The 19,256-nt window shown below is 65.8% G+C and carries 19 protein-coding genes; 5 read left to right on the plus strand and 14 right to left on the minus strand.

Features of this window, described 5'->3' with window-relative positions:
• Together ACOZHM_RS12795 and ACOZHM_RS12800 are read left to right on the plus strand one after the other, a co-directional pair.
• Window positions 1–274: helix-turn-helix domain-containing protein (locus tag ACOZHM_RS12795; protein ID WP_421569701.1), on the plus strand; the 274-nt coding region annotated here is incomplete at its 5' end.
• Window positions 271–1,626: a sensor histidine kinase gene (locus ACOZHM_RS12800; RefSeq protein WP_421569702.1), complete on the plus strand. Its 1,356-nt coding sequence runs from the start codon at window positions 271–273 to the stop codon at window positions 1,624–1,626. The genes ACOZHM_RS12795 and ACOZHM_RS12800, both read left to right, overlap by 4 nt.
• Before the next feature lie 24 nt (window positions 1,627–1,650).
• On the opposite strand, the gene glmU is transcribed toward ACOZHM_RS12800, so the two are convergent.
• From glmU to ACOZHM_RS12850, 10 genes are all read right to left on the minus strand, one after another.
• Complete coding sequence (gene glmU, locus ACOZHM_RS12805) at window positions 1,651–3,015, minus strand: bifunctional UDP-N-acetylglucosamine diphosphorylase/glucosamine-1-phosphate N-acetyltransferase GlmU (RefSeq protein WP_421569703.1); 1,365 nt, start codon at window positions 3,013–3,015, stop codon at window positions 1,651–1,653.
• A 133-nt stretch (window positions 3,016–3,148) separates the two neighbouring features.
• Window positions 3,149–3,571, minus strand: coding sequence for a F0F1 ATP synthase subunit epsilon (locus ACOZHM_RS12810; protein WP_313348055.1), 423 nt, complete (start codon window positions 3,569–3,571; stop codon window positions 3,149–3,151).
• Window positions 3,572–3,573: 2 nt separating this feature from the next.
• Window positions 3,574–4,980, minus strand: a complete 1,407-nt coding sequence (atpD, locus tag ACOZHM_RS12815; protein WP_421569704.1) for a F0F1 ATP synthase subunit beta — start codon at window positions 4,978–4,980, stop codon at window positions 3,574–3,576.
• A gap of 38 nt (window positions 4,981–5,018) precedes the next feature.
• Complete coding sequence (gene atpG / locus ACOZHM_RS12820) at window positions 5,019–5,882, minus strand: F0F1 ATP synthase subunit gamma (protein WP_123730109.1); 864 nt, start codon at window positions 5,880–5,882, stop codon at window positions 5,019–5,021.
• A 78-nt stretch (window positions 5,883–5,960) separates the two neighbouring features.
• Window positions 5,961–7,508 carry a F0F1 ATP synthase subunit alpha gene (atpA, locus tag ACOZHM_RS12825; protein WP_421569705.1) on the minus strand — a complete coding sequence of 516 codons (1,548 nt, stop codon included), beginning with the start codon at window positions 7,506–7,508 and terminating at the stop codon, window positions 5,961–5,963.
• Between the two features lie 44 nt (window positions 7,509–7,552).
• Complete coding sequence (locus ACOZHM_RS12830) at window positions 7,553–8,080, minus strand: F0F1 ATP synthase subunit delta (protein WP_421569706.1); 528 nt, start codon at window positions 8,078–8,080, stop codon at window positions 7,553–7,555.
• Between the two features lie 3 nt (window positions 8,081–8,083).
• Window positions 8,084–8,554, minus strand: coding sequence for a F0F1 ATP synthase subunit B (locus ACOZHM_RS12835; RefSeq protein ID WP_421569707.1), 471 nt, complete (start codon window positions 8,552–8,554; stop codon window positions 8,084–8,086).
• Window positions 8,555–8,665: 111 nt separating this feature from the next.
• On the minus strand, window positions 8,666–8,968 hold the full coding sequence (gene atpE / locus ACOZHM_RS12840; protein ID WP_038686092.1) for a F0F1 ATP synthase subunit C: 303 nt from the start codon (window positions 8,966–8,968) through the stop codon (window positions 8,666–8,668).
• 67 nt (window positions 8,969–9,035) lie between these two features.
• Window positions 9,036–9,830, minus strand: coding sequence for a F0F1 ATP synthase subunit A (atpB, locus tag ACOZHM_RS12845; protein WP_421569708.1), 795 nt, complete (start codon window positions 9,828–9,830; stop codon window positions 9,036–9,038).
• A gap of 35 nt (window positions 9,831–9,865) precedes the next feature.
• The gene (locus ACOZHM_RS12850; protein WP_421569780.1) at window positions 9,866–10,234 is read right to left on the minus strand and encodes an ATP synthase subunit I; all 369 of its coding nucleotides are present in this window, start codon (window positions 10,232–10,234) and stop codon (window positions 9,866–9,868) included.
• 538 nt (window positions 10,235–10,772) lie between these two features.
• Here ACOZHM_RS12850 and ACOZHM_RS12855 point away from each other — a divergent pair.
• Entirely contained in the window at window positions 10,773–11,588 is an 816-nt protein-coding gene (locus ACOZHM_RS12855) for a hypothetical protein (protein ID WP_421569709.1), read from the plus strand.
• A gap of 66 nt (window positions 11,589–11,654) precedes the next feature.
• Here the strand turns inward: ACOZHM_RS12855 and lpdA are convergent, their stop codons facing one another.
• From lpdA to ACOZHM_RS12875, 4 genes are all read right to left on the minus strand, one after another.
• Window positions 11,655–13,466, minus strand: a complete 1,812-nt coding sequence (gene lpdA, locus ACOZHM_RS12860; RefSeq protein ID WP_421569710.1) for a dihydrolipoyl dehydrogenase — start codon at window positions 13,464–13,466, stop codon at window positions 11,655–11,657.
• A gap of 17 nt (window positions 13,467–13,483) precedes the next feature.
• Window positions 13,484–14,134, minus strand: a complete 651-nt coding sequence (locus tag ACOZHM_RS12865) for a hypothetical protein (RefSeq protein WP_421569711.1) — start codon at window positions 14,132–14,134, stop codon at window positions 13,484–13,486.
• Window positions 14,131–15,855 carry a dihydrolipoyllysine-residue acetyltransferase gene (gene aceF / locus ACOZHM_RS12870; RefSeq protein WP_421569712.1) on the minus strand — a complete coding sequence of 575 codons (1,725 nt, stop codon included), beginning with the start codon at window positions 15,853–15,855 and terminating at the stop codon, window positions 14,131–14,133. Before aceF ends, ACOZHM_RS12865 begins: the two co-directional genes overlap by 4 nt.
• A 213-nt stretch (window positions 15,856–16,068) precedes the next feature.
• A complete protein-coding gene (locus ACOZHM_RS12875) occupies window positions 16,069–16,593 on the minus strand; it encodes a DNA-deoxyinosine glycosylase (RefSeq protein ID WP_421569713.1) in 525 nt (174 codons plus the stop codon).
• Between the two features lie 191 nt (window positions 16,594–16,784).
• Between ACOZHM_RS12875 and ACOZHM_RS12880 the strand changes: the two genes are divergently transcribed.
• Window positions 16,785–17,417, plus strand: a complete 633-nt coding sequence (locus ACOZHM_RS12880; RefSeq protein ID WP_421569714.1) for an OmpW/AlkL family protein — start codon at window positions 16,785–16,787, stop codon at window positions 17,415–17,417.
• A gap of 142 nt (window positions 17,418–17,559) precedes the next feature.
• Window positions 17,560–19,047: a glycerol-3-phosphate dehydrogenase gene (gene glpD / locus ACOZHM_RS12885; RefSeq protein ID WP_421569715.1), complete on the plus strand. Its 1,488-nt coding sequence runs from the start codon at window positions 17,560–17,562 to the stop codon at window positions 19,045–19,047.
• Window positions 19,048–19,256 lie beyond the last annotated feature (209 nt).

Raw genomic sequence — 19,256 nt, forward strand, 5'->3', positions numbered from 1 at the left:
CCACGGGTGGCCGGGCAACGTGCGCGCGGGGCGAAACGTTATCCAGCGCGCCGGGCGGCTTGCCCCGGGGCCGCGCTTCTATGGGGCGTTTCTGACCCGGCCGCGCGCGGCCGCGCCGGGGGCGCCCGCGCCCGTGGTCGACCCCGACCGCAGCCGGATCGAATCGGCGCTGTCGCACAGCCACGGCATCATTGCCCAGGCGGCGGCGGAACTGGGGCTGAGCCGCCAGGCGCTGTATCGCCGCATGGACCGCTACGGCATTCCGCGCGAATGAGGCGCACCTCGTTCACCTTCCGCCTGTTCCTGCGCCTGTTGCCGGTGCTGGCCCTGGCTGCGGCGGGGCCGTGGCTGCTGGCGTTCTGGATGGACCGCGGCTGGCTGGTGACGCTGGTGTCGGCCGTGGGGCTGCTGGTATTGATGTGGTGGACATTGCGCCGCGCGACAGCGCCGGTGCGCTCGCTGCTGCGTGCGCTGTCGGGCACCACCAGCAGCTACCGCGATGGCGAGTACAACTTCAGCGTGTATTGGCCGGGCAACGACGAACTGGGCGACCTGGTGCAGGCGCACCGCGAACTCGGCGACGTGCTGCGCGAGCAGCGCCAGGGCCTGGTCCAGCGCGAGCTGCTGCTGGACACGATGGTGCAGAACACGCCGGTATCGATGCTGCTGCTGGCCAATGGCGGCGACGGCATCCAGCGCGTGATGTTCTCCAACCTGGCCGCGCGCAAGCTGCTGCACAACGGCTGGAAGCTGGAAGGCCAGACCATGCAGAACGTGCTGGAGACCATGCCGGTGGAGCTGCGCGACGCCATCGAGCGCGGCGGCGACAGCCTGTTCGCGGTACGCGGGCCGGGCGACGCCGATGACGAGGGCGATGAGGACGACGAGCAGGTCTACCACCTGTCGCGGCGCAACTTCCATCTCAATGGACGGCCGCACGACCTGCTGCTGATCCGCCTGCTCACGGCCGAACTGCGCCGCCAGGAAGTGCAGACCTGGAAGAAGGTGATCCGGGTGATCAGCCACGAACTGAACAACTCGCTGGCCCCGATCGCCTCGCTGGCGCATTCCGGTGGCGAGCTGGTGCGGCGTGACAAGACCGAACGGCTCGAAGAAGTCTTCGCCACCATCGAGGAGCGCGCGCGCCACCTGGAAGGCTTCATCCGTGGCTATGCGCGCTTCGCCAAGCTGCCGCAGCCGCAGTTGCAGAACGTCCAGTGGCGGCAGTTCCTGACCGGCCTGCAACTGCAGATCCCGTTCCGCATGGCCGACATTCCCGAGGACCTGTACGGCCGCGTGGACATCGCCCAGCTCGGCCAGGCGCTGCTCAACCTGCTGAAGAACGCGCACGAGGCGTGCGCGGAGGCCGACCCGCCCAACGAAGACGTGGAGCTGCGCCTCACCCGCCTGCCACAGTGGCTGCGGGTGGAAGTGCTGGACCGCGGCAAGGGCATGAACGAGGCCGTGCTGCAGAACGCCCTGATGCCGTTCTATTCCACCAAGCGCAACGGCACCGGGCTGGGCCTGGCGCTGACCCGCGAGATCGTCGAGGCCCATGGCGGCCGCGTGTCGCTGCAGAACCGCCGCGAAGGCGGCCTGTGCGTGGCGATCTTCCTGCCGGTGTAATGCGTACCCACCAACGGTGGGTACCTACCGCTTGGTGGGGCGCTTCCAGCCGTCGATGGTTTCCTGGCGTCCACGCGCCACGGTGAGCTTGCCTTCGGGCGCATTGCGGGTGATCACCGACCCGGCCGCGATGGTCGCGCCCTCCCCGATCGTCAGCGGCGCCACCAGCGAACTGTTGGAACCGATGAACGCGTGGTCGCCGATGGTGGTCTGCGACTTGTTCACGCCGTCGTAGTTGCAGGTGATGGTGCCCGCGCCGATGTTGACCTTGCTGCCGATCACCGCATCGCCCAGGTAGGTGAGGTGATTGGCCTTGCTGCCGGCGCCCAGGTGCACCTTCTTGGTTTCGACGAAGTTGCCCACGTGCGTGCCCTCGGCCAGCACGGTGCCCGGGCGCAGGCGCGCGAACGGGCCGATGTCCGCCGCGCCTTCGCTGACCACGCCGTCCAGATCGCAATGCGGCTTGACCACGGTGCCGGCGGCCAGAGTGACATCCTTGAGCCGGGTGAACGGCCCGATGCTGACGCCGTCGCCCAGTACCACGGTGCCTTCCAGGATCACATTGACGTCGATCTGCACGTCACGGCCCACCGTGACCGTGCCACGGATATCCAGCCGCGCCGGATCGATCACGCGTGCGCCCTGCGTGCACAGGGCACGCACCTCGCGCAGCTGCCAGGCGCGTTCCAGCTGCGAGAGCTGCCAGGGGTCGTTGGCGCCCTCCGCTTCCTGGGCATCGGCAACGAAGGCCATGTCGGCCGGGGTGTAGTCTGCCGCCGCCGAGGCGAACACGTCGGTGAGGTAGTACTCGCCCTGCGCGTTGCTGTTGGACAGCTGCGACAGCCAGGTGCGCAGCGCGGTGGAATCGGCGGTGATGATGCCGGTGTTGATGGTGCGGATGGCCAGCTGTTCCTCGTTGGCGTCCTTCTGCTCGACGATGGCGGCCACCTTGCCTTCGGCATTGCGCACGATGCGGCCGTAGCCGGTCGGATTGACCATGTCGGCCACCAGCACCGCCAACCGGCCGGACTGGGACAGCAGGTGCTGCAGGGTATCCACCCGGATCAACGGCACGTCGCCATACAGCACCAGTACGGTGGCCGCGTCCGGTACCTGCGGCATCGCCTGCTGCACGGCATGGCCGGTGCCGAGCTGCTGGCGCTGTTCGGCCCACTGCAGGTCCGGCTGGTCGGCGAAGGCGGCACGCACCGCTTCACCACCGTGGCCGTACACCACGTGGATGGCATCGGGCTGAAGCTGGCGAGCCGTGTCGATCACGTGCGCCAGCATCGGGCGGCCGGCGATCGGCTGCAGGACTTTGGGCAGGACCGATTTCATGCGCTTGCCAGCGCCGGCGGCGAGGATGATGACGTGCAGGGCTTGGGTCATGGGGCGGTAGCGTGATCGGCGGTGTTGGCTGCGATTCTAGAACGCCTGCCGTCAATGTGCCGCCTTTGCAGGGCGTGAAAACAACAACGCCGGCAGAAGCCGGCGTTGTTGATTGCAGCTGAAGCGCTGGAACTCAGTGCTTGAGGGTCTTGCGCAGGCGCTCCAGCGCCTGCAGCTGCACCACGGCCTCGGCCAGCTTCTGCTGTGCCTCGGCCACTTCCATTGCCTCACCGCGGTTGGCCAGGATGCGTTCGGCTTCTTCCTTGGCCTTGCGGACCGAGGCTTCGTCGATGTCCTGCGCGCGGATGGCGGTGTCGGCCAGCACGGTCACCACCTGCGGCTGCACCTCGAGGATGCCGCCGGAGATGGCGAAGTCCAGCTGCTCGCCCGTCTGCAGGGTGACCACCACCTTGCCCGGCTTGAGCCGGGTGATCAGCGGGGCATGCTTGGGCGCGATGCCCAGTTCGCCAAGCTCACCCGTGGCCACGACCAGAGTCGCTTCACCACGGAAGATTTCCTGCTCGGCGCTGACGATGTCGCAACGGATGGTGCTCATGATCAGGCCTTCTCAGCCATCTTCTTGGCCTTCTCGACCGCTTCTTCGATGCTGCCGACCATGTAGAACGCCTGCTCCGGCAGGTGGTCGTACTCACCATCGACGATGGCCTTGAAGCCACGGATGGTGTCCTTCAGCGACACGTACTTGCCCGGCGAGCCGGTGAACACTTCGGCCACGTGGAACGGCTGGCTGAAGAAGCGCTCGATCTTGCGGGCGCGGGTCACGGCCTGCTTGTCTTCTTCGGACAGTTCGTCCATGCCCAGGATGGCGATGATGTCCTTCAGTTCCTTGTACTTCTGCAGGGTCTGCTGGACGCGCTGGGCGGTGTCGTAATGCTCGTGGCCGATGACCAGCGGGTCCATCTGGCGGCTGGTCGAATCCAGCGGATCCACGGCCGGGTAGATACCCAGCGAGGCGATCGAACGCGACAGGGTCACGGTCGAATCCAGGTGGGCGAAGGTGGTCGCCGGCGACGGATCGGTCAAGTCATCGGCCGGCACGTAGACGGCCTGGATCGAGGTGATCGAGCCATTCTTGGTCGAGGTGATGCGCTCCTGCAGGACGCCCATTTCCTCGGCCAGGGTCGGCTGGTAGCCCACCGCGGACGGCATGCGGCCCAGCAGTGCCGACACTTCGGTACCGGCCAGGGTGTAACGGTAGATGTTGTCGACGAACAGCAGCACGTCCTTGCCCTTGCCGTTTTCGTCCTTCTCGTCGCGGAAGTACTCGGCCATGGTCAGGCCGGTCAGCGCGACGCGCAGGCGGTTGCCCGGCGGCTCGTTCATCTGGCCGTACACCATCGCGACCTTGTCCAGGACGTTGGAGTCCTTCATCTCGTGGTAGAAGTCGTTGCCCTCACGGGTACGCTCACCCACGCCGGCGAACACGGACAGACCGCTGTGCGCCTTGGCGATGTTGTTGATCAGTTCCATCATGTTGACGGTCTTGCCGACGCCGGCGCCGCCGAACAGGCCGACCTTGCCGCCCTTGGCGAACGGGCACATCAGGTCGATGACCTTGATGCCGGTTTCCAGCAGCTCGGTGGCCGGGGACTGGTCTTCATACGACGGGGCGCCACGGTGGATTTCCCACGTGTCGCTGGCGGTCACCGGACCGGCCTCGTCGATCGGACGGCCCAGCACGTCCATGATGCGGCCCAGGGTGCCTGCACCGACCGGCACCGAGATGGCGCGTTCGGTGTTGGTGGCAACCAGGTTGCGCTTCAGGCCGTCGGTGGAGCCCAGCGCGATGCAGCGGACCACGCCGTCACCGAGCTGCTGCTGCACTTCGAGCGTGATGTCGGTGTTGTCCACCTTGAGCGCGTGGTACACCTTCGGCACCGATTCACGCGGGAACTCGACGTCGACGACGGCGCCGATGATCTGAACGATCTTGCCCTGACTCATTGCTGCATCCTCTAAATGTGTGCTTTGAACGAACGCGGTCAGACTGCTGCCGCGCCGCCGACGATTTCCGAAATTTCCTGGGTGATCGCTGCCTGGCGCGCCTTGTTGTAGACGAGCTGCAGGGTTCCGATCAGCTTGTTCGCGTTGTCGCTGGCCGACTTCATCGCCACCATGCGTGCCGCATGTTCGGAGGCGACGTTTTCCAGAACCGCCTGGTACACCAGCGACTCGACGTAACGCGTCATCACGTGCTCGAGCACGGTCGCGGCGTCGGGTTCGTACAGGTAGTCCCAGTCGTGGTGCGCGACCTGCTTCTCGGCGGCCGGCAACGGCAGCAGCTGGTCGAAGCTGGCCTTCTGCGTCATCGTGTTGATGAAGCGGTTGTAGACCAGGTACACGCGGTCGACCTTGCCTTCGGTGAACGCATCCAGCATCACCTTGATCACGCCGATCAGCTGTTCCAGGTGCGGAACATCGCCCATGTGGGTGACGCTGCCGACCATGTTGACCTTGACCCGGCGGAAGAAGGTGGAGGCCTTCTGGCCCACCGTCACCACATCGATCTCGGCACCCTTCTCCTGGTACTGGCGGACTTCGCCCAGCATCTTTCGGAACAGGTTGTTGTTCAGGCCGCCGGCCAGACCGCGATCGGACGAGATCACGATGTAACCGACACGCTTGACCTCGTCACGCTGGACCAGGAACGGATGCTGGTAATCGGTGCTGGCCTGGGCCAGGTGACCGATCACCTGCTTCATCGCCTGCGCATACGGACGCGACGTCTTCATCCGCTCCTGCGCCTTGCGGATTTTGGAGGCCGAGACCATTTCAAGCGCGCGGGTCACCTTGCGGGTGTTCTGCACGCTCTTGATCTTGGTTTTGATTTCGCGTCCGCTAGCCATCTTTGATTCCCGTAGAGCGGGGCGCTGCCCCGCTGCATTCAACGGTGTGGCGGGGCCAGGCCCCGCCGCACATGCGCCTTACCAGCTGCCGGTGGTCTTGAACTCGGCGATGCCCTGCTTGAAGGCCGCTTCGATGTCGTTGTCCCAACCGCCGGTGGCGTTGATCTTGTTGATCAGCTCGCCCTGGGTGTTGGCGAAGTGGGCGTGCAGGCCCTCTTCCAGCGCCAGCAGCTTGCTGACCGGCACGTCGTCGAGGTAACCCTCGTTGACGGCGTAGATGGTCAGCGCCTGGTTGGCGATCGACATCGGCGCGTACTGCTTCTGCTTCATCAGCTCGGTGACGCGCTGACCGCGCTCGAGCTGCTTGCGGGTGGCTTCGTCCAGGTCGGAAGCGAACTGCGCGAACGCGGCCAGCTCACGGTACTGGGCCAGCGAGATGCGGATGCCGCCCGACAGCTTCTTGATGATCTTGGTCTGGGCCGCACCACCAACGCGCGACACCGAGATACCGGCGTTCACGGCCGGGCGGATGCCCGAGTTGAACAGGTCGGTCTCCAGGAAGATCTGGCCGTCGGTGATCGAGATCACGTTGGTCGGCACGAACGCCGAGACGTCACCGGCCTGGGTTTCGATGATCGGCAGCGCGGTGAGCGAGCCGGTCTTGCCCTTGACGGCACCGTTGGTGAACTTCTCCACATACTCTTCCGAGACGCGTGCGGCGCGCTCGAGCAGGCGGGAGTGCAGGTAGAACACGTCACCCGGGTAGGCTTCACGGCCCGGCGGACGCTTCAGCAGCAGCGAGATCTGGCGGTAGGCAACGGCCTGCTTGGACAGATCGTCGTACACGATCAGGGCGTCTTCGCCGCGGTCCATGAAGTACTCACCCATGGTGCAGCCCGAGTAGGCGCTGATGTACTGCATCGCGGCCGATTCGGACGCGGTCGCAGCAACCACCACGGTGTGGGCCAGGGCGCCGTTCTCTTCCAGCTTGCGCACGATGTTGGCCACGGTCGAGGCCTTCTGGCCGATCGCGACGTACACGCACTTGATGCCGGTGCTCTTCTGGTTGATCACCGCATCGATGGCCAGCGCGGTCTTGCCGGTCTGGCGGTCACCGATGACCAGCTCGCGCTGGCCGCGGCCGATCGGGATCATCGAGTCGACGGACTTGTAACCGGTCTGCACCGGCTGGTCGACCGACTTGCGCCAGATCACGCCCGGGGCAACGCGCTCCACCGGCGCGGTGGCCTGTGCGGCGATCGGGCCCTTGCCGTCGATCGGCTCGCCGAGCGCGTTAACCACGCGGCCCAGCATTTCCGGACCGACCGGCACTTCCAGGATGCGGCCGGTGGTCTTGGCGACATCGCCTTCGCGCAGCTGCTGGTAGTCACCCAGGACCACGGCGCCGACCGAGTCGCGCTCCAGGTTCAGGGCCAGGGCGAAGGTGTTGTTCGGCAGTTCGATCATTTCGCCCTGCATCACGTCGGCCAGACCGAAGATGCGCACGATGCCGTCGGACACGCTGGTCACGGTGCCTTCGTTGCGCGATTCCGCGGCCAGCTTGACCTTCTCGATGCGGTTCTTGATCAGTTCGCTGATTTCGGAGGGGTTGAGCGTGGTTGCCATCGTCAAGTCCTAGTGCCGGCGGTTAGGCCGGACGTTAAATGAATTCAGTTAGCGAGCGCGGTCTGCAGGCGCGACAGCTTGCCCTTGAGCGAGCCATCGATCACCACGTCGCCAGCATCGATCACCGCACCGCCGATCAGCGACGCATCGATGGCGGTGGTGACGTCGACTTCTTGGCCGAAGCGCTTGCGCAGCGCGGCCTTGATGGCGTCCAGCTCAGCGGAAGACAGCTCGGCGGCCGAGGTCACCGTGGCTTTCACCACGTGTTCGGCTTCGGCGCGGAGCTGGTCGTACATGCCTGCGATTTCCGGCAGCAGCGGCAGACGGTGCGCTTCGGCCAGGATGGCCAGGAAGCGACCGAACGACTCGCCCGCCGTTTCCGGGGCCAGCAGCGCGACGGCATCGTCACGGCCCAGCTCCGGGTTCGACAGCAGGGCCGACACGCGCGGATCGGCGGCTACGTGGGCGGAGAACGCAAGCGCGTCCGACCACGGCGCGAACGTGCCTTCGTCGCGCGCGGTCGCGAACGCGGCGCGGGCATACGGGCGTGCAAGCGTGAGGGCCTGGCTCATCGATCAGATCTCCGATGCCAGCTCGTCGAGCAGCGCCTTGTGGGCGTTGGCGTCGATTTCGCGCTTGAGCAGCTTTTCGGCACCGCTCACGGCCAGCACGGACACCTGCTTGCGCAGATCTTCACGGGCACGGTTGGCGGCAGCCTCGATCTCGGCGTGGGCCAGGTCTTTCTGGCGGTTCGCTTCGACGATGGCTTCATTCTTGGCAGCATCAACGATCTGGTTGGCGCGGGCATGGGCCTGATCGATGATCTCGTTGGCCTTGGTGCGCGCGTCCTTCAGTGCTTCGTTGACCTTTTCCTGCGCCTGGGCCAGATCCTTCTGGCTGCGGTCGGCAGCGGCGAGGCCTTCAGCGATCTTCTGCTGGCGCTCTTCGATGGCATTCATCAGCGGCGGCCAGATCTTGGTCGCGATGATCCAGATCAGACCGGCAAAAGCCAGTGCCTGGGCAACGAGGGTAAAGCCGATATCCATGGGGTTCGCTCAATCGGGGGTGACGGGGTGGATGGGCCGCCGTGGCGGCGCATCCGATCCTTCATCCGCGATCAGGCGCACGGGGCGCCTGATCGTTTCGCTGTTGCTGGATCAGCCAGCAACGGCCGGCAGACGTGCAACGAACTCGCCGATGGTCGGGTTGGCGAAGGCCAGCAGCAGGCCGACGGCGACCGAGATGATGAACGCGGCGTCGATCAGGCCGGCGGTGATGAACATGCGGACCTGCAGGACCGGAATCAGTTCCGGCTGGCGGGCAGCCGATTCCAGGAACTTACCGGACATGATGGCCAGACCAAGACCGGCACCCAGCGCGGCCAGGCCGATCATGATGCCGACGGCGAGGACGGTGGAGCTCTGGACTTGGGCGAGGTTGGTCAGGACGGCGAGGTACATGGTTTTCTCCTGGAACTTTGAATAGCTAAGGGTTTAGAAACAAACGGATGAAGGGTGAAGCGAAAACTCAGTGAGCGTCTTCCGACAGGCTCAGGTACACGATGGACAACATCATGAAGATGAAGGCCTGCAGCGGAATCACCAGCAGATGGAACAGCATCCAGCCCAGGCCGAATGCACCGCCTGCGATGGCGCCGGCAATACCCGCGCTGCCCAGCACCCAGATCAGCAGGAAGACGATTTCGCCGCCGAACATGTTGCCGAACAGTCGCATCGCCAGCGAGATCGGCTTGCTGAGCCACTCGACGATGTTGAGGATCAGGTTGAACGGCATCATCCACTTGCCGAACGGCGCGGTGAGGAATTCCTTGGTGAAACCACCCAGGCCCTTGGCACGCAGCGCGAAGAACAGCATCAGGAAGAACACGCTGATCGACATGCCCAGGGTGGCATTGACGTCGGCGGTCGGCACCGGCTTCCAGTACGGCACGCCCAGCGCTTCGAGCGGCAGGGCGATGAAATCGGCCGGGATCATCTTGATGAGGTTCATCAGGAGGATCCAGAAGAAGATCGTGATCGCGATCGGGGTCACCAGCTTGCTGGTGCCGTGGTAGGTGTCCTTGGCCTGGCGGTCAACGAACTCCAGGCAGATCTCCACGAACGCCTGCCACTTGCCCGGCACGCCGGCGGTGGCCTTGCGGGTGGCCAGCCAGAAGCCAAACACCATCAACAAACCCATGGCGACCGAAGTCACAATGGTGTCGACATGGATCGCCCAGAAACCGCCTTCCTGGATATGGAAGGTCAGGTTGTGCAGGTGATGTTGGATGTAGGAGGTGGGTGTAAGCGCCTCGCCTGCCATGTGTCCGGAACCTTAGAGTTAAAAATGAATGTGGATCAGTGCCTGGCCAGAGCCAAGGCCTGGAAGGTCAGTCCGATGATGATTCCTGCCAGCAGCGCCAGACCAGGCAGCTTGAAGACCAGGATGCTCACCACCAGCACAACAATAAGCAGCGCCAGCTTTGCCGCCATGCCGAGGACGAGCCTCAACAAGGCTGAACCGGCCGGGCGCACGCGACCGTCCAGCCCCATCCGCGCCACGAACCAGCCTCCCGCCGTCACCGCGACACCCGAGGCCAGCGCCCCGAGGGCGGCCTTCGGACCTGCCATCAGCAGGAGGACCAAGGCCAGGACAGCCACTGCGACCAGCGGGTAGACCGCGGCGCGCAGCATCAGTCGCCGACCCGCTTCAACGGAGTTCAGCACACGATTGTCCTGCATGTTAATGGAGAGAATGGCCGAGGCCGCAAACACTATTGCCTCGTCGAGCCCCCGAATTATAGCAACGGGACAATTTGCGAGACAACCGCTGCCTGTTCATCCCGGATGACGCAAGTTGCTGCATCGCCAAAGATTTTGGCCGTGGCAGCCGATCCACCCCCGCCGCGCGGGCCCCAATTCATGTCGCATCGCACCATATTGAACTTTGGTCGTGGGGGCCGGTCATAGCAACGGGCCTGCCAATTCGATCCTCGTCGACGCCCCTGAAGCAGGCCGGTACCGGGTGGCCCCGAAGCTCTCTCTCCGGGGCCGCCTTTTTTTGGGGGACCTCACGCCCCCGGCGCTGCCCCGGCGGCCCTCGCCCTACAACGGCGTTGCGCCGTAAAAGCGGCCACCAGGGGAGCCGAACGGGCGCCTGCGCCCGATGAACGGTACACACTCCCTCCACCATACGTTCACGAATGGTGGACGCCGCGCTCGTCAGAGTGATTCCACTTCACTGAATCCCTCCAAGGATAGAACGATGCGCCTGCTTTCCCTGCTCGCCCTGCCGCTGGCCATGGCCGCCCTCACCCACGCCACGTCCGCGAGCGCCGCCGAGGGCGACGACCGCTTCGCGCTGCGCCTGGGCGCCATGAACATCGACTCGGACAACACCATCCGCGGCAACACCACGGTGCTGGGCCAGGATGTGGGCTTCTCCGAGGATTTCGGCCTGGGTGGCAAAGAATGGGAGCCGCGCATTGACGGCCTGTTCCGCATCAGCGACCGTCAGCGCCTGCTGTTCAACTACTTCAAGTACGACAAGGACCGCCGCGAGACGCTCAACGACGGCATCAGCTTCGGCGGCGAAACCGTGCCGGCCGGCAGCTTCGTCAAGGGCGAGCTGAAGTACCAGGTGGCCAGCCTGGTGTACGACTACTCCGTGGTGGACACCGAGAAGTTCGACCTGGGCCTGCAGCTCGGTGCGGAATACGCCAAGGTGAGCACCAAGGCCTACGCCGACCTGGGCACCGTGTACGAAGGCACGTTCCTGGACGAGAAGGCCGACGGCGTCGCGCCGGTGGTGGGTGCACGTTTCACCGTCACCCCGTCCGAGAAGTGGATGATCACCGCGCAGGGCCAGTACCTCAACACCAAGTGGGGCAACTTCGACGACTACGACGGCGACCTGACCCGCGCCAATGTGATCGTGGATTACCGCTTCACCGACAACTTCGGCATCTTCGCCGGCTACGACTGGTTCAAGCTGGACGTGGACCAGACCGGCAGCGATGGCACCATCGGCCTGAAGCAGGAGTTCAAGGGCCCGGTGGCCGGCATCAGCGTTTCGTTCTGATCCAACCGCGTTGGTTGGTTGTGTTACCGCACAAAAAACCCGGCGTTCGCCGGGTTTTTTGTTGGTTCATTTCTTTTTCGGCATGTACAGATCGGTGATGGTGCCGTCGTAGATTTCCGCGGCCATCGCCACCGATTCGCTCAGCGTCGGGTGGGCGTGGATGGTGTGGCCGATGTCCTCGGCTTCCGCGCCCATCTCGATCGCCAGGCCGATCTCCGCCAGCAGATCGCCCGCGTGCACGCCGACGATCGCGCCGCCGATGATGCGGTGGGTCTCTTCGTCGAAGATCAGCTTGGTGAAGCCTTCGGTACGACCGATGCCGATCGCACGGCCGCTCGCGGCCCACGGGAACTTGGCCACGCCGACCTTCAGACCCTGCGCCTTGGCTTCGGTCTCGGTCACGCCGACCCAGGCGATTTCCGGGTTGGTGTAGGCCACCGACGGAATCACCCGCGCCACCCACTCCTTCTTCTCACCCGACGCCACTTCCGCCGCCAGCTTGCCTTCGTGCGTGGCCTTGTGGGCCAGCATCGGGTTGCCGACGATGTCGCCGATGGCGAAGATGTGCGGCACGTTGGTGCGCATCTGCCGGTCCACCGGAATGAAGCCACGCTCGGTGACGCCCACGCCGGCCTTCTCGGCACCGATCTTCCTGCCGTTCGGCGAACGGCCCACGGCCACCAGCACGCGGTCGAAAGTGCCCTGCTCCAGGCCCGGCTTCTCGCCTTCGGCGGCGGCCTCGAAAGTCACCGTGATGCCCTTCTTGTCCGCGCTCACGCCGGACGCCTTGGTCTTCAGGTGGACCTCGACGCCCTGCTTCTTCAGGCGGTCCGCCAGCGGCTTGACCAGGTCCTTGTCGGCGCCCGGCATCAGCTGGTCCATGAACTCGACCACGGTGACCTTGCTGCCCAGTGCCGCGTACACCGTGGCCATCTCCAGGCCGATGATGCCGCCGCCCACCACCAGCAGCGAGCCGGGGATGTCAGCCAGCTCCAGCGCGTCGGTGGAATCCATCACGCGCTTGTCGTCCCACGGGAAGTTCGGCAGCTTCACGGCCTGCGAACCGGCCGCGATGATGCACTGCTGGAACCGCAGCAGCTGGGTCTTGCCGTCGTCGCCGACGATCTCCAACTCGTTGGCCGAAACAAAGGTCGCCACGCCCTGCACCGTGCGCACCTTGCGCTGCTTGGCCATGCCGGCCAGGCCCTTGGTCAGCTGGGTGACCACCTTTTCCTTGTAGCCGCGCAGCTTGTCCAGCGTGATTTTCGGCGCGCCGAACTCCACGCCGAAATCACCGGCATGCGCGACTTCGTCGATCACCGCGGCCGCGTGCAGCAGCGCCTTGGACGGGATGCAGCCCACGTTGAGGCACACGCCGCCGAGGCTGGCGTAGCGTTCGATCAGCACCGTGTCCACGCCCAGGTCGGCCGAGCGGAACGCGGCGGTATAACCGCCCGGGCCCGCGCCCAATACCACCATGGCGCACTCGATGTCGGCCGGCTTGCCCGACGACAGCGCCGGCTGCGGCGCTGCCGGCTCGGCCGGGGCGCGATGCGACGGGGTCACCGGCGGCTTGCTGGCCGGAACATCGGCCTTGGGCGCATCGGCCTTGGCCGGCGCGGCGGGCGCGGCGGCCTCACCTTCGGCCTCCAGCAGCAGCACGACGTCGCCTTCAGAGAGGGTGTCGCCGAGCTTGACCTTGATTTCCTTGACCACGCCCGCTGCCGAGGACGGCACTTCCAGCGTTGCCTTGTCCGATTCCAGCGTGACCAGACCCTGGTCCTTCTTCACCGTGTCACCCACGGCGACCAGCAGTTCGATCACCGGGACACCGCTGTAATCGCCGATGTCGGGAACCTTGATTTCAATAGCGGCCATTCGTGTTCTCCTGGTGCTCAGCCGGCAGTGCCGCCGAGCAGTTGCTGCAGTTCGTCGAGCGACTCGTCCAGATCCTTCCAGCGACGGTCGAGCTTCTTTTCCTTGGTGTCGCTGGCTTCGATCAGCAGCGCCACCTGTTTCATCATCAGCTTGCCGGCCCCGCACTCCCAGCGCGGACCGCTGTAGCGCTCGCCGTCCACCCGGAACGACAGCACCTCACCGTCACCGACCGGCGCCTTGCGCTCGCCCGGCACGGCCGAATCGAGAGCGGCACGCCAACTGCGCACGAGGCGCTGCGCCAGCTCGGCCGGAATCGCCACCTGGTACTGGTCGGGTTCCTGGTCCACGCGCAGCTCAAGGCCGCCGCCGCGGGCACTGTTGTTCCAGTTGTACACGCGCTTGTCGGCCTTGCTGTAGCGCAGCGTCCATTCCCCGTCCTGGGTACCGGGCAGCAGCGCCACGCCGCTTTCCACCCCACCGGTGGGCAGGACCACCAGCGACAGCGCCGGCGTTGCCTTGCCTTCGAACAGGGTCTCCACGGCGGTGCCGTAGTTGCCCACGGCCGGCGGCCAGCCGTGCCCGAGCGCGGTGGTGCACGCCGCAGACGCGCCGGGCGCAGCAACCAACGCGGCCAACACAACCGCAATGACCGCCGGGCGCTGCCTCACAGCAGCACGCGCCGCATGTCGGCCAGCACCTGCGACAGGTACGTGGTGAAGCGGGCCGCCAGCGCACCGTCGATGACGCGGTGGTCGTAGCTCAGCGACAGCGGCAGCATCAGCTTCGGGGCGAATTCCTTGCCGTTCCAGACCGGCTGGATCGAGGACTTGGACACGCCGAGGATGGCCACTTCAGGCGCGTTGACGATCGGGGTGAACGCGGTGCCACCGATGCCGCCCAGCGAGCTGATCGAGAAGCAGCCGCCGCTCATGTCGGCCGGGCCCAGCTTTCCGTCGCGCGCCTTCTTGGCCAGCTCGCCGGTTTCCTGCGCGATCTGCACCACGCCCTTCTTGTCCACGTCGCGGATGACCGGAACGACCAGGCCGTTCGGGGTGTCGGCGGCGAACCCGATGTTGAAGTACTTCTTCAGGGTCAGGTTTTCACCGGCCGCATCCAGCGATGCGTTGAATTCCGGGAACTGCTTCAGCGCCGCGGCGCTGGCCTTGATCAGGAAGGCGAGCATGGTCAGCTTGATGCCGGCCTTCTCGTTTTCCTTGTTCAGCGCCACGCGCAGGCCTTCCAGGTCGGTGATGTCGGCCTGCTCGAACTGGGTGACGTGCGGAATCATGGCCCAGTTGCGCGCCAGGTTCGCGCCGGAAATCTTCTTGATGCGCGACAGCGGCTGGGTCTCGACCTCGCCGAACTTGCTGAAATCGACCTTCGGCCACGGCAGCAGGTTGAGCCCGCCGCCGGCAGCGACCGGGCCACCCGCAACTGCGGCAGCACCGCCGGTCAGCGCCGACTTGACGAACTTCTGCACATCGCTCTTGGTGATGCGGCCACCCTTCTCGGTGCCGGTCAGCCGGTTGAGGTCCACGCCCAGCTCGCGGGCGAACACGCGCACCGCCGGGGTGGCGTACGGCACCTTGGACGGCAGCACGCTGTCGGCGTTGAACTGCACCGGCGGGCTGCTCGGGGCGCCGGCCGACGGGGCGCTGGCGATGTCGCGCGCCGCCAGCTTGTCCGGCTGGGCCGGCACGGCGACCGGTTCCACCTTGGTGCCGGTTTCAGCAGCGGCCGGGGCAGCCGCAGCGGCGGCCTGGGTCAGGGCCGGAGCAGCAGCACCCTCGGCCTCGATGATGGCAACCACCTTGCCCTGCGACAGGGTGTCGCCGACCTTGACCTTGATTTCCTTGACCACGCCGGCGACCGACGACGGCACTTCCATCGTGGCCTTGTCCGACTCCAGGGTCACCAGGCCCTGGTCCTTCTTGACCGTGTCGCCTACGGCAACCAGCACTTCGATGACGGGGATGTCGGTGTAGTCGCCGATGTCGGGCACGAGCGCTTCGACCGGGCCACCACCGGCGGCGGCCGGCGCAGCGGGGGCGCTCTGGGTGGCCGGGGCCGGAGCGGCCGCCGCAGCGGCCTTGGCCGGCGCGGCGGCGGGAGCCGGAGCCGGAGCCGCTGCCGGCGCGGCGGCGGCGTCGGCCACTTCGATCAGCGCCACGACCTTGCCCTCGGACAGGTTGTCGCCGACCTTGACCTTGATCTCCTTGACCACGCCAGCGACCGAGGACGGCACTTCCATCGTGGCCTTGTCGGACTCCAGCGTGACCAGACCCTGGTCCTTCTTGACGGTATCACCAACGGCGACCAGCACCTCGATTACCGGGATGTCGCTGTAGTCACCGATATCGGGGACAAGTGCTTCCTTGATTTCGGCCATGGGGATAACTCCGGCAATCTGGTGTAGGGAATCGCCTATTGTGGGGGTACGAGGCGTCAGCGCCAACCGGGTTGCGCAATATTCACTGCCTCTGTCCCGGGACAGCCTGTTGCAGCGGGCGCTTCCCGGCAGAACCGGCAACGCAGCCGCCGCATCGACCGCTCCCGTCGGCACCGCACCAGTCGGTACCGTATTGTCCCGCGCTGTTCCGGATCAGCCGGCCAGGACATCGGCCAGCGGTTGCCACGCCGCCTGCAGCCGTGGCAGCGGCCAGGCCGCATTGGCCGGACTGGTCGAGGGCAGCGGCCATACCGCCAGCGATGTGACGCGAGCGCCCAGCAGGGGCTGGACGTAGCGTACGAATGCGGCGTGTGCCGTTGCACCGTTGCAGGCCACCGCGGCCAGCTGCGGCAGCTGTGCGATCAGTTCCGGCAGTGCATTGGGTATTTCACTGCCGCGCACGATCGCCGTGTCCAGGCTGCCGCGTCGCTCGCAGGCCCCGATCACATCCCACATACCCACGCCGGCCGACTGCAGTGCCTGCAAACGCGCGGCGTAAGGCTGCGCCGCGTCGATGCCGGTCAACGCCGCCATCAGGGGCCAGAACCGATTGCGCGGGTGCGCGTAATACTGCGCCGCCTGCAGCGAGGCGACACCGGGCATGGACCCCAGCACCAGCACGCGGCAGTCCGCCGCAACCTGCGCGCCAAGCCCGATGCAATGTGTCGTTTCCGTCACACCGTCTCCAGATGCGTGAATGTCGAGCGTTGCATCATCGCGCGCCACCGCAGGGTTTTCGAGACGATCGCTGAACGGAACAAACTATTTTTTAACGAGCGTCGGATTCGATTCATGTTGGGAGGACTACGTTTGCCTCGCCCCGACACAACGGGCCAATAACAAAAAAAGACTTCTGAGGAGATTCCCCCATGCGCTCCATCCGCACCCTGACCCTGGCTACCCTGACTGCTCTCGCCTTCGCACCTGCCGCCTTCGCGCAGGACAGCAGCACCGACACGGCCTCGGGCAAGCACTTCGCCGTCGTCGGCGGCGTCGCACTGCTGCAGCCGAAGAATGATCCGATTGAAGGCATCGACAAGGTCGATGGCGGCCCGGCGCCGACCCTGAGCTTCAGCTACTACATCAACGACAACTGGGCCGTGGAACTGTGGGGCGCAGCTGACAAGTTCGACCACCGCGTGCGCGGTGCCAACAATGCCAAGCTGGGTACCGTCGAGCAGCAGCCGATCGCGCTGAGCGGCCAGTACCACTTCGGCCAGGCCGACAACGTGTTCCGTCCGTTCGTGGGCGTGGGCTACTACGAGTCGAACTTCAGCAACGAGAAGCTGGCCAGCGACACCGGCCATATCGGGCTGGACACCGCCAAGGGCGCCATCGGCACCGTCGGCGTGGACATGAACATCAACAGCACCTGGTTCGCCCGTGCCGATGCGCGCTACATGCATTCGCGCCCGGAACTGACCGTCAACGGCGACGGCACCGGCGACAAGGCCAAGCTGGACCCGTGGACCGTGGGCTTCGGTATCGGCGCCCGCTTCTAAGCGCGGTCGTTGGATGTAAAGCAACGGGCCCCTTGTGGGCCCGTTGTTGTTTTGGCGGTCGCACCATGGCATTTCATTTGTCCTTGCTCCGGTGTCTTCAATACTGGCGACAGTGCGCTGCGGGCGCGCAAGGGGAGTGCCGATGGATGACATCGTGGATGTCCTGGTGGTAGGCGGCGGCATCAATGGCGCGGGCATCGCCCGTGACGCGGCCGGGCGCGGCTGGTCGGTGTGCCTGTGCGAGCAGGGCGATCTGGCCGCGCACACGTCCAGTGCCAGTACCAAGCTGATCCATGGCGGCCTGCGCTACCTGCAGTACGGGCAGTTCTCGCTGGTGCGCAAGGCATTGCGCGAGCGCGGCGTGCTGCACCGGCTGGCGCCGCACCTGGTCACGCCCACCACCTTCCTGCTGCCGCATGCGCCGCACCTGCGCCCGGTGTGGATGCTGCGCGCCGGGTTGTGGCTGTACGACCATCTGGAGCACCCCGGCCCTGACTTCCCGCACGCGCGACGGATCGACCTGCGCCGCGATCCGCGTGGCGATGCGCTGCAGGCACGCGTACGCACCGCCTTCAGCTACGCCGATGCACGTGTGGACGACGCGCGCCTGGTGGTGATCAACGCGCTGGATGCGCGTGAGCGCGGCGCCGACATCCGTCCGCGCACGCGGTGCGAACAGTTGATCCGTCATCGCGATCACTGGCTGGCGGTCCTGCGCCAGAGCGATGGCCAGATCACGCGGCTGCGTGCGCGTGCGGTCGTCAACGCGACCGGGCCCTGGGCCGGCAACCTGCTGGAGCGGGCCGGCATGGATGCCCCGATCGGCCTGCGGCTGGTCCAGGGCAGCCACATCGTGGTGCCACGCCTGTACGCACATGACAGCGCCTACCTCTTCCAGCAACCCGACCAGCGCGTGGTGTTCGTGATTCCCTTCGAACAGGACTACAGCCTGATCGGCACCACCGACCTGGATTACGACGGCGACCCGGCGCGGGTGCAGATCGCACCCGACGAGGTCACCTACCTGTGCAATGCGGTGAATGGTTGGCTGCGCACCGCCGTAACGCCCGAACACGTGGTCTGGCAGTTCAGCGGCGTGCGCCCGCTGCTGGCCGACCACCACCACGACGCGGCCAAGGTCACCCGCGATTACCGCCTGCACCTGGATGCCCAGCAGGCACCGATGCTCAGCGTGCTGGGGGGAAAGCTCACCACCTACCGCACCCTGGCCGAGGAAGCGGTGGATCAGCTTGGGGCAGCACTGGGCCGCGGCGAACCGGCGTGGACGGCGGACGGCCCCGCCCTGCCGGGTGGCGACGAAGGGCCTCTTCAGGACCTTCTACCGGCCTTGGAAAGGTCGTATCCCGAACTGCCTCGCGCGCTGCTGCTGCATCTGGCCCGTCGACACGGAAGCCGCGCACGCCGCGTGCTGGGCGACGTACGCACACCCGACCAGCTGGGCCATCACTTTGGTGCGGGCCTGTATCAATGCGAGGTGGATTACCTGGTCAAACACGAGTGGGTGGTCGAGTCCGATGACCTTTTATGGCGGCGCACCCATTTCGGCCTGCGCCTGGATGAAGCACAGCGCGCGGCAGTGGCCGCATACCTGGGCGAACCGCGTCCATGACCCCGGAACGGGGGGCAGCCACGCATGGCGTGGCTCTACGCTGTTCCAGCCAAATCGTCCTGTGCACGTAACAACTCGTAGTGCCACGCCATGCGTGGCATCCGCGCAGAGCGCGGCACAAATCGCCGAAGCCAACGCACCATGGCTCCGATCATCTATCCGGCGTTTAGAGCAAACCGAAGCCCCGCCCCACCAGCGTTACCATACCC

It is taken from the genome of Stenotrophomonas sp. PD6, assembly GCF_049199305.1.
Lineage (GTDB): Bacteria > Pseudomonadota > Gammaproteobacteria > Xanthomonadales > Xanthomonadaceae > Stenotrophomonas.

Coding starts and splice junctions, on each gene's coding strand:
- ACOZHM_RS12800 (WP_421569702.1), top strand. CDS start 271: ATGAGGCGCACCTCGTTCACCTTCCGCCTGTTCCTGCGCCTGTTGCCG.
- glmU (WP_421569703.1), bottom strand. CDS start 3,015: ATGACCCAAGCCCTGCACGTCATCATCCTCGCCGCCGGCGCTGGCAAG.
- ACOZHM_RS12810 (WP_313348055.1), bottom strand. CDS start 3,571: ATGAGCACCATCCGTTGCGACATCGTCAGCGCCGAGCAGGAAATCTTC.
- atpD (WP_421569704.1), bottom strand. CDS start 4,980: ATGAGTCAGGGCAAGATCGTTCAGATCATCGGCGCCGTCGTCGACGTC.
- atpG (WP_123730109.1), bottom strand. CDS start 5,882: ATGGCTAGCGGACGCGAAATCAAAACCAAGATCAAGAGCGTGCAGAAC.
- atpA (WP_421569705.1), bottom strand. CDS start 7,508: ATGGCAACCACGCTCAACCCCTCCGAAATCAGCGAACTGATCAAGAAC.
- ACOZHM_RS12830 (WP_421569706.1), bottom strand. CDS start 8,080: ATGAGCCAGGCCCTCACGCTTGCACGCCCGTATGCCCGCGCCGCGTTC.
- ACOZHM_RS12835 (WP_421569707.1), bottom strand. CDS start 8,554: ATGGATATCGGCTTTACCCTCGTTGCCCAGGCACTGGCTTTTGCCGGT.
- atpE (WP_038686092.1), bottom strand. CDS start 8,968: ATGTACCTCGCCGTCCTGACCAACCTCGCCCAAGTCCAGAGCTCCACC.
- atpB (WP_421569708.1), bottom strand. CDS start 9,830: ATGGCAGGCGAGGCGCTTACACCCACCTCCTACATCCAACATCACCTG.
- ACOZHM_RS12855 (WP_421569709.1), top strand. CDS start 10,773: ATGCGCCTGCTTTCCCTGCTCGCCCTGCCGCTGGCCATGGCCGCCCTC.
- lpdA (WP_421569710.1), bottom strand. CDS start 13,466: ATGGCCGCTATTGAAATCAAGGTTCCCGACATCGGCGATTACAGCGGT.
- aceF (WP_421569712.1), bottom strand. CDS start 15,855: ATGGCCGAAATCAAGGAAGCACTTGTCCCCGATATCGGTGACTACAGC.
- ACOZHM_RS12880 (WP_421569714.1), top strand. CDS start 16,785: ATGCGCTCCATCCGCACCCTGACCCTGGCTACCCTGACTGCTCTCGCC.
- glpD (WP_421569715.1), top strand. CDS start 17,560: ATGGATGACATCGTGGATGTCCTGGTGGTAGGCGGCGGCATCAATGGC.